The sequence below is a fragment of the Stenotrophomonas sp. AGC87 genome, from assembly GCF_057333975.1.
This window is the reverse complement of sequence record NZ_JBHFHW010000043.1, coordinates 148,166-155,490: the sequence shown is the minus strand read 5'-3', so window position 1 is coordinate 155,490 and position 7,325 is coordinate 148,166. Positions and strand designations below refer to the sequence as shown.

Here is a 7,325-nt window from a genome sequence, read left to right as displayed (position 1 = left end):
GCGTCCCCCCCCCCCCCGCGGCCCTCAATCGATCAGGGTGAGCAGGTCGTCCGGTGCCTGCGCGAGGTGCGCCGCCCCGGCCGCCGTGAGCTCTTCGGCACCGCCGAAGCCCCACAACACGCCGATATTGCGCAGCCCGTGATGGCGCGCGCCTTCGATATCCATCCGCCGGTCGCCGATCATCCAGCACTGCGCCGGGGTCAGCGACAGCCGGCGCAGGGCCTCGGCCACCAGCTGCGGCTTCTCACTGCGGCTGCCATCCGGGGTGGCCCCGATCACGTCCTCGAAGCAGTCGCCGAACGGGAGGTGCTCGACGATGCGACGCGCGTGCGGCTCGTTCTTGGCAGTGACGATCGCCAGCCGATGGCCGCGTTCCTTCAAGGCCTGCACGACCTGGCCGATCCGCGGGTAGACCTCGTGTTCGCGCCAGCCAACCACGTCGAAGCGCTCGCGGTAATACGTCACCGCCTGCTCGACCTGGGCCGGATCGTTGAACAACGGCGCGAAGCTGGTGCGCAGCGACGGTCCGATCCAGCGCCGCAGGTCCGCCTGCGGCGGGACCGGTTGGCCCATCTGGGTGAGCGCATGCGCCACGCACCCGGTGATCCCGACGGCTGAATCGATCAGCGTGCCGTCGAGATCGAAGAACAGCACATCGCGGCTCACGAGCCGCGGGCCTCCAGCGCGGCGACGGCCGGCAGGGTCTTGCCTTCCAGGAACTCCAGGAACGCGCCGCCACCGGTGGAGATGTAGCTCACCTCGCCGGCGATGTCGTACTTGTCCACCGCGGCCAGGGTGTCGCCACCGCCGGCGATCGAGAACGCCGGCGAGGCCGCGATGGCACGGGCCAGCGCTTCGGTGCCATGGCTGAAGGCTTCGAATTCGAACACGCCGACCGGGCCGTTCCAGACCACGGTGCCGGCCTTGGCGATCAGGCCAGCGTAATGCTGGGCCGTATCCGGGCCGATATCCAGGATCAGGTCATCCTCGGCCACGTCGGCGACAGCCTTCACCGTGGCTTCGGCGTCCGGCAGGAACTGCTTGGCCACGACCACGTCGGTCGGCAGCGGGATGTCGGCGCCGCGCGCCTTGGCATCGGCCACGATCTTCTTGGCGGTGTCCAGCAGGTCCGGCTCATACAGCGATTTGCCGACCGAGTAACCGGCGGCCGCGATGAAGGTGTTGGCGATGCCACCGCCGACGATCAGCTGGTCGACCTTGCCGACCAGGCTGGAGAGCAGTTCGAGCTTGGTGCTGACCTTGCTGCCGGCCACGATCGCCAGCAGCGGCGGGGCCGGGGCGAGCAGCGCCTTGGCCAGTGCGTCCAGTTCGGCCATCAACAGCGGACCGCCCGCGGCGACCGGCGCGAAGCGGATCACGCCATGGGTGGAGGCCTGCGCGCGGTGCGCAGTGCCGAAGGCATCCATGACGAACACATCGCACAGCGCGGCGTACTTCTTCGCCAGCGCTTCATCGTCCTTGCCTTCGCCGACATTCATGCGGCAGTTTTCCAGCAGCACGATGGAACCCGGTGCGACGTCCACGCCATCTACCCAATCGCGCACCAGCGGCACCTGGACACCCAGCAGCTGCGACAGGCGCAGCGCCACCGGGGCCAGCGATTCGGCCTCGCTCCACACGCCTTCCTTCGGCCGCCCCAGGTGCGAGGTCACCATCACGGCGGCGCCCTTCTCCAGCGCCAGCTTCAGCGTCGACAGCGACGCGGTGATGCGTTGCTCGGAGGTGATCTGGCCGTTGTCGATCGGCACGTTCAGATCCTGGCGGATCAGCACGCGCTTGCCGGAGAGATCGAGGTCGGTCATGCGAACGATGGACATAAGCAACTCTTTGGCTCTGAAGAAGGAAGGGCGCCGTGCGGCGCAGACGATCATTGTCCCGGCTGCGCGGGTGCATCGCAAATCCATAACAGGGACGGAGGTAGTTAAGCGGATGCTACTTAACGGGGACGGAGGTAGTTAAGCGCGCTTAACTACCCCCGTCCCCGTTAAGACGCGGCTGGCGCAGCAGGCTGACCGCGAAGCCACCGACGATCAGCACGCCGATCACCAGCAGCGCCCACAGCAGCCACTGTTTCCAGTCGCGCTGCGGGGCCACTGCGGCATCGCCGGCGAGTACCTCCGCTGCGCCCTGCACGGTTGCCTGCGCCGGTTGCCACTGCGCACCATGCTGCTCGCGCAGCTGCGCGATCACCGTGGCCACCGGGGCATCCTGGCGCTCGGCACGGAGGCTGCCAGCGGCCACCGCAAACGGCGGCTCGCCCTGGCTGAGGAACACCAGCGCTTCGGGCTGGTAACCGAGCTTGAGCGTCGGGGCCGGCATCGACTGCGGCTGGCCGGCCACCAGCTTCCAGTAGCGGTCGCGCGTGCTGCGTGCCAGCGGCTGGGTCTGCGATTGGCGGCGGTCGGCGGCGTCCTGCAGCTGATAGGCCACCCACGGGCCGGCGCGCACCTGCCACGGTTGATCGGCATCGTCGCGGCTCAACAGTGTCCACTGCACCACGCTGTTGTCGGCGGTGGCGATATCGGCCTGCGCGATCGGGAAGCGCCCGTCCAGCTGATACTCGAATTCACCGGGCTTGCCCGCCGTGCCGCTCAGCGACTGCCAACGCCAGGCGATCGCTTGCGCGGCCGGCGCCAGCTCGGCCTGCACCGTGGACAGCGCCGGCAAGGCATCGGCGCCGATCGGCAGGACGCGGAAGTACTTGGCCTGGCGCGCGATCTCGATGCGGCGCTGCTGCAGGCGGCGACCTTCGTGCTGCAGGTCCACCAGCGGCACGTCGTCGGCGATGCGCAGCCAATCGCGCAGATCGTTGCTCATCTCCACGCGCACGCGCGCCTGCAGTGGCGACTGTGTCTGCCAGTCCAGGCGCAGCGCCTGCACGCCGGTCTTCAGCGCGCTGGCATCGATCAACCAGCCGGCCGGTTGCCCCGCCGCGCCACCGCGCCCCAGCCGCGCTTCCACCCGGCGCACGCTGCCGTCGGTATTGCGCTCGGTCAGCAGCTGCAGGTCATCGCCGGAGGTGCCGGCCATCGGCGGCAGCGGGAACCAGGACAGCGTCTGCCACTGCGGCGCCTGGGCCAGCGGCTGGTCGGCGGCCAGCAGCGCCGAGGGCAGTGCCTGGCCTTGTGCGTTGAACACCTGCACATCGGCCAGGCGTGGCGACACCGCGGTGCGGTAGACGCCATCGTCCAGCGTCAGCCGGTAGGCACCGGCCTGTGGCTGCGCGAGCTGCAGCAGCCACTGCTGGCGATAGGCCTGGCGGTCATCGGCGGCCTGGGACTGGGCCTGCGCCAGCGCCGGAAGCGCCAGCGCGGTGAGGAGGATCAGCGGGCGAAAGATCATCAAGACTGCGGCTCCACGGCGGGGTCCGGCGCGCGCGGCGGCGCCGGTGCCAGATAGCCCACGACCGTGCACAGCAGGCCGTAGGCGATGAAAGAAGAAATGCCCAGCAGGTTGCCCAGGTGCTGGCGGTCGATCAGCACCAGCTTGGCCAGCACCACGCCCATCAGCACCGCGCCGACCAGCCACAGCACGCGTTGCCCGCGGCGCGAGCCCCACACCCAGCTGATCACGCCGAGCACGCTCCACACCACGGTCAGGCTGGTCTGGGCGAGGGTCGAAGACCACAAGCGCTCGTTCCACGGCACTCCGCCCCAGTGATGCACGGCGTGCAGGGTGATGCTGGTCAGGGCGACGAACCCGGCAATCGCCAGCACCGGTATGCGCATCGCACGCAGGCCGTCCGGCGCCTGCGCGGACCACAGCCAGCGCGCGGCGAGCACCAGAACGGCGAGCTGCGCCAGTTCCACCGGGTTGAGCAGCGGCAGCCACGGCAGCGGTGCAGCGCCGGCCGGGACCAGCAACAGGCCCGCCCAGCTCACGCCAAGCACCGCGAACAAGGTGCACTGCAGCGGCGTGCGCATCGGATCGAAGCGTTCCCCAAGCGGCACCGTCAGCCAGCGCCAGCGCAACAGCGCCACCGCGGTGACGAGCAGCCACGGCAGCAGCATCAGGGCCAGGCCCCACCCCTGTGCCAGCGCAACACGATCGGCCAGCCACAGGCAGGCCAGCGACACCACCGACGGCCACAGCAACCACCACAGGAACTGCGCCGCCAGCGACGTGCGGTCGTCGCCTGCGCGCAGACACCACAGGCTGCGTACCCCCAGCAGCGCGAACACCGCCCAGGCCAGCGCGCCATACCCGGCGAACGGCTGGTCGTGCACATCGGCCTGCCACAGCGCCAACGGGAACGCGGCCAGCACCATCGCCAGCGTAGTGAGCACCAGTGCGCGTGCCGGCCAGCGCCGATGCATCTCGGCGGCCAGCCAACCGGTGACGGCCGCAGCGATCAGCAGCGCATCGGGCTCGCTGCGGTGCGCGACGAAGCGCAGGATCTCGTGGCTGACACTGCCCAGCCACCACAGCAGGCCCCACAAGTAATAGACGATGGCCGGTGCATCGCGCTGCGCACGGCGATAGCTGAAGGCCGCGGCAAAACCGGCCAGCGCCAGCAGCAGACCGCTCATGAAGGTCGGGTTGGCGATGGCCGTGGCGTCCAGATGCCAGTAGTCCGCGCCGACCACGAAGCCGAACGCGGCCCCCAGGGTGAGCAACGCACCGGTGATCTGCGGCAGCCAGCGCTGCTGGCGCAGACCCAGCCAGGCCAAGGCAGCCCCTTCCAGCGCGAACACGCTGGCGGTGGCCCGTGCAGACAGCGCCAGCGGCACCGCCAGCGTCGCAAAGCCCACCGCGAGTACCGCATGCGACTGCCCCAGCGCGGCATAGCGCTCGCGCTTGATCAACGCCCACGCCAACCCCGCATACAACGCGGCCAGTGCCAGCGAGCACAAGGCCAGCAGCAGGCGATCGTCATGCAGCAGGCCGGCCTGCAGCGAGAACGCAATCAGCGGCGTACCAAACACCAGGCTGCCATCGATCAGATCGCGTTTCTCCGCACTCTGCCGGCGCGCATAGAGGATCGGAATCAGCAGGTAGAAGGCGAAGAACAGCAGCAGGAACGGCTCGGTGCTGGCGAACTTGTCCGCGCTGTACTGGAGCACGCCCCAGGCCGTACCGATGCCGAAGGTGAAGGCAAAGCCGAGCAGGTTCAGCGCGCGCCACGGTCGCCACCAGGCAATGGCCAGGATCGCCGCATTGAGCACCGCGTAATACGAGAACAGCGCGACGTGGTTGCCGCTGCCGGTGGACAGCCAGATCGGCGCCATGAAGCCGGCCAGGATGCCGAGCACGGCCAGCGTGCGCGAATTCTGCACCACCGCCAGCACACCCATGCCGGCGATCAGCAGCACGCTGAGCGCAAACGCCGGTGCGGCGGGAATCAGGTCGTAGCGCTTGAACGCGGCGAAAATGGTCAGCAGCAGGATGCCGATCGCCCCGCCCTGCAGCGCCAGCGCGAACAGGCGCCGGGTATCGCGCTGCACCCAGCCGAACACCAGCCCGGCCAGCGCCGCCAGCGCGATGGCTGCCAGACGCAGCTCGATCGGGGCGTTCAACCAGCCCTGGTCGCTGGCGTACTTGAGCAGCGCGGCCACACCGGCCAGCAGCACCAGCATGCCGATCTTGACCGGCACGTTGCCTTCGGTGAACCACTGTTTGAGGGTGCCGATGATGCGCTCGCCGAAGCCGGGCCCCTGCGGTGTGGCAGGTGCCGGCGGCGGTGCAGGCCGGGGCGGCAGCGGGGGCGGCTGTGCCGGTTCGTCCGGTGTGCGCGGCGCGGCGTCCAACGGCGGGGACACAGTGTCGACCGACGCAATGTCGGCCCAGCGCAGTGGCCGTTCCGGCGCGGCGGTGGCCGGCACGGCGTCCCAGGCTGAACCTGCCGCGCGTTGCTCCAGCGCGGCCCCGCGACGGCGCAGGCCGGCGATCATCACCAGGGCCACGATCAGCAGCAGCGGGATCGCCAGCAGTACCAGCACCAGCAGGACAATCAGAGCTTCCATTCCAGGCCATCCTCAAGAGGTCGCCCCGGCTGCACCCGGCAGGCGCAGTGCCGGGGCACGCGGGCCATGCTAATGGATCGGCGGCACACGCGGGATCAAGGCCTGGCGGGCACCCCTGAAACGACAGACCCCGGCACGGGGCCGGGGTCTGTGGAATGACGCAGGGGCAGCGCTGGTTTACGCAGCGACGACCTTGACCATTTCCAGGCACTTGTTGGAGTAGCCCCATTCGTTGTCGTACCACGACACCAGCTTGACGAAGGTGCCATCCAGCGCGATGCCGGCATCGGCGTCGAACACCGAGGTGTGGGTCTCACCGCGGAAGTCGGTCGCCACGACCTTGTCTTCGGTGTAGCCCAGGATGCCCTTCAGCGCGCCTTCGCTCTGTGCCTTCACTTCGGCGCAGATCTCGGCGTAGGTGGCTTCCTTCTCCAGCTCGACGGTCAGATCGACCACCGACACGTCCGAGGTCGGCACGCGGAAGCTCATGCCGGTCAGCTTCTTGTTCAATTCCGGGATCACCACGCCGACGGCCTTGGCCGCACCGGTGGAGGACGGAATGATGTTTTCCAGGATGCCACGGCCACCGCGCCAGTCCTTGTTGGACGGGCCATCGACGGTCTTCTGGGTGGCGGTCGCGGCGTGCACGGTGGTCATCAGGCCACGCTTGATGCCCCACTTGTCGTTGATGACCTTGGCCAGCGGCGCCAGGCAGTTGGTGGTGCACGAGGCATTCGAGACGATCGCCTGACCGGCGTAGGTCTTGTCGTTCACGCCGAACACGAACATCGGGGTGTCGTCCTTCGACGGCGCCGACAGGATCACCTTCTTGGCGCCCGCATCGATGTGCTTCTGCGCGGTTTCCTTGGTCAGGAACAGGCCGGTGGATTCGATGACGACGTCCACGCCGACCTCGTCCCACTTCAGGTTGGCCGGATCGCGTTCCTGGGTCAGACGGATCTTCTTGCCGTTGACCAGCAGGTCGTTGCCGGACACTTCCACGTCGGCCTTGAAGCGGCCATGCACGGAGTCGTACTTCAGCATGTACGCCAGGTAGTCCGGCTCCAGCAGATCGTTGATGGCGACGATTTCGATGTCGTTGCCGAAGTTCAGCACGGCCGAGCGCAGCACGTTGCGCCCGATGCGACCGAAACCGTTGATGCCAACCTTGATTGCCATGTTCACAAGCTCCTGCAGCCGCGACGGTGCGGCGCCGATGGAAAGGGGTGTTCATTCTAGCAGGGCCGGAACCGGCCCGGCCCGGGGAAGACGAATGGGAACCGGTTACAACGGTAAATACCCGGATTGATCCGAATCAAGGCGCGCAGGCGCATGGACGGG

The 7,325-nt window shown here is 68.4% G+C and carries 5 protein-coding genes; all 5 read right to left on the bottom strand.

Annotation, left to right across the window (positions count from 1 at the left end; translation table 11 throughout):
• Positions 1-24 precede the first annotated feature (24 nt).
• A complete protein-coding gene (locus ACE026_RS19775) occupies positions 25-666 on the bottom strand; it encodes an HAD-IA family hydrolase (protein ID WP_486040534.1) in 642 nt (213 codons plus the stop codon).
• The gene (locus tag ACE026_RS19770; RefSeq protein WP_486040532.1) at positions 663-1,838 is read right to left on the bottom strand and encodes a phosphoglycerate kinase; all 1,176 of its coding nucleotides are present in this window, start codon (positions 1,836-1,838) and stop codon (positions 663-665) included. The genes ACE026_RS19775 and ACE026_RS19770 overlap by 4 nt, the downstream gene beginning before the upstream one ends.
• 148 nt (positions 1,839-1,986) lie before the next feature.
• Complete coding sequence (locus ACE026_RS19765; RefSeq protein ID WP_486040531.1) at positions 1,987-3,363, bottom strand: DUF3999 domain-containing protein; 1,377 nt, start codon at positions 3,361-3,363, stop codon at positions 1,987-1,989.
• Positions 3,363-5,984: a DUF2339 domain-containing protein gene (locus tag ACE026_RS19760; protein WP_486040529.1), complete on the bottom strand. Its 2,622-nt coding sequence runs from the start codon at positions 5,982-5,984 to the stop codon at positions 3,363-3,365. The genes ACE026_RS19765 and ACE026_RS19760 overlap by 1 nt, the downstream gene beginning before the upstream one ends.
• Positions 5,985-6,161: 177 nt before the next feature.
• Positions 6,162-7,163, bottom strand: coding sequence for a type I glyceraldehyde-3-phosphate dehydrogenase (gap, locus tag ACE026_RS19755; protein ID WP_019183902.1), 1,002 nt, complete (start codon positions 7,161-7,163; stop codon positions 6,162-6,164).
• Between the last annotated feature and the right edge of the window lie 162 nt (positions 7,164-7,325).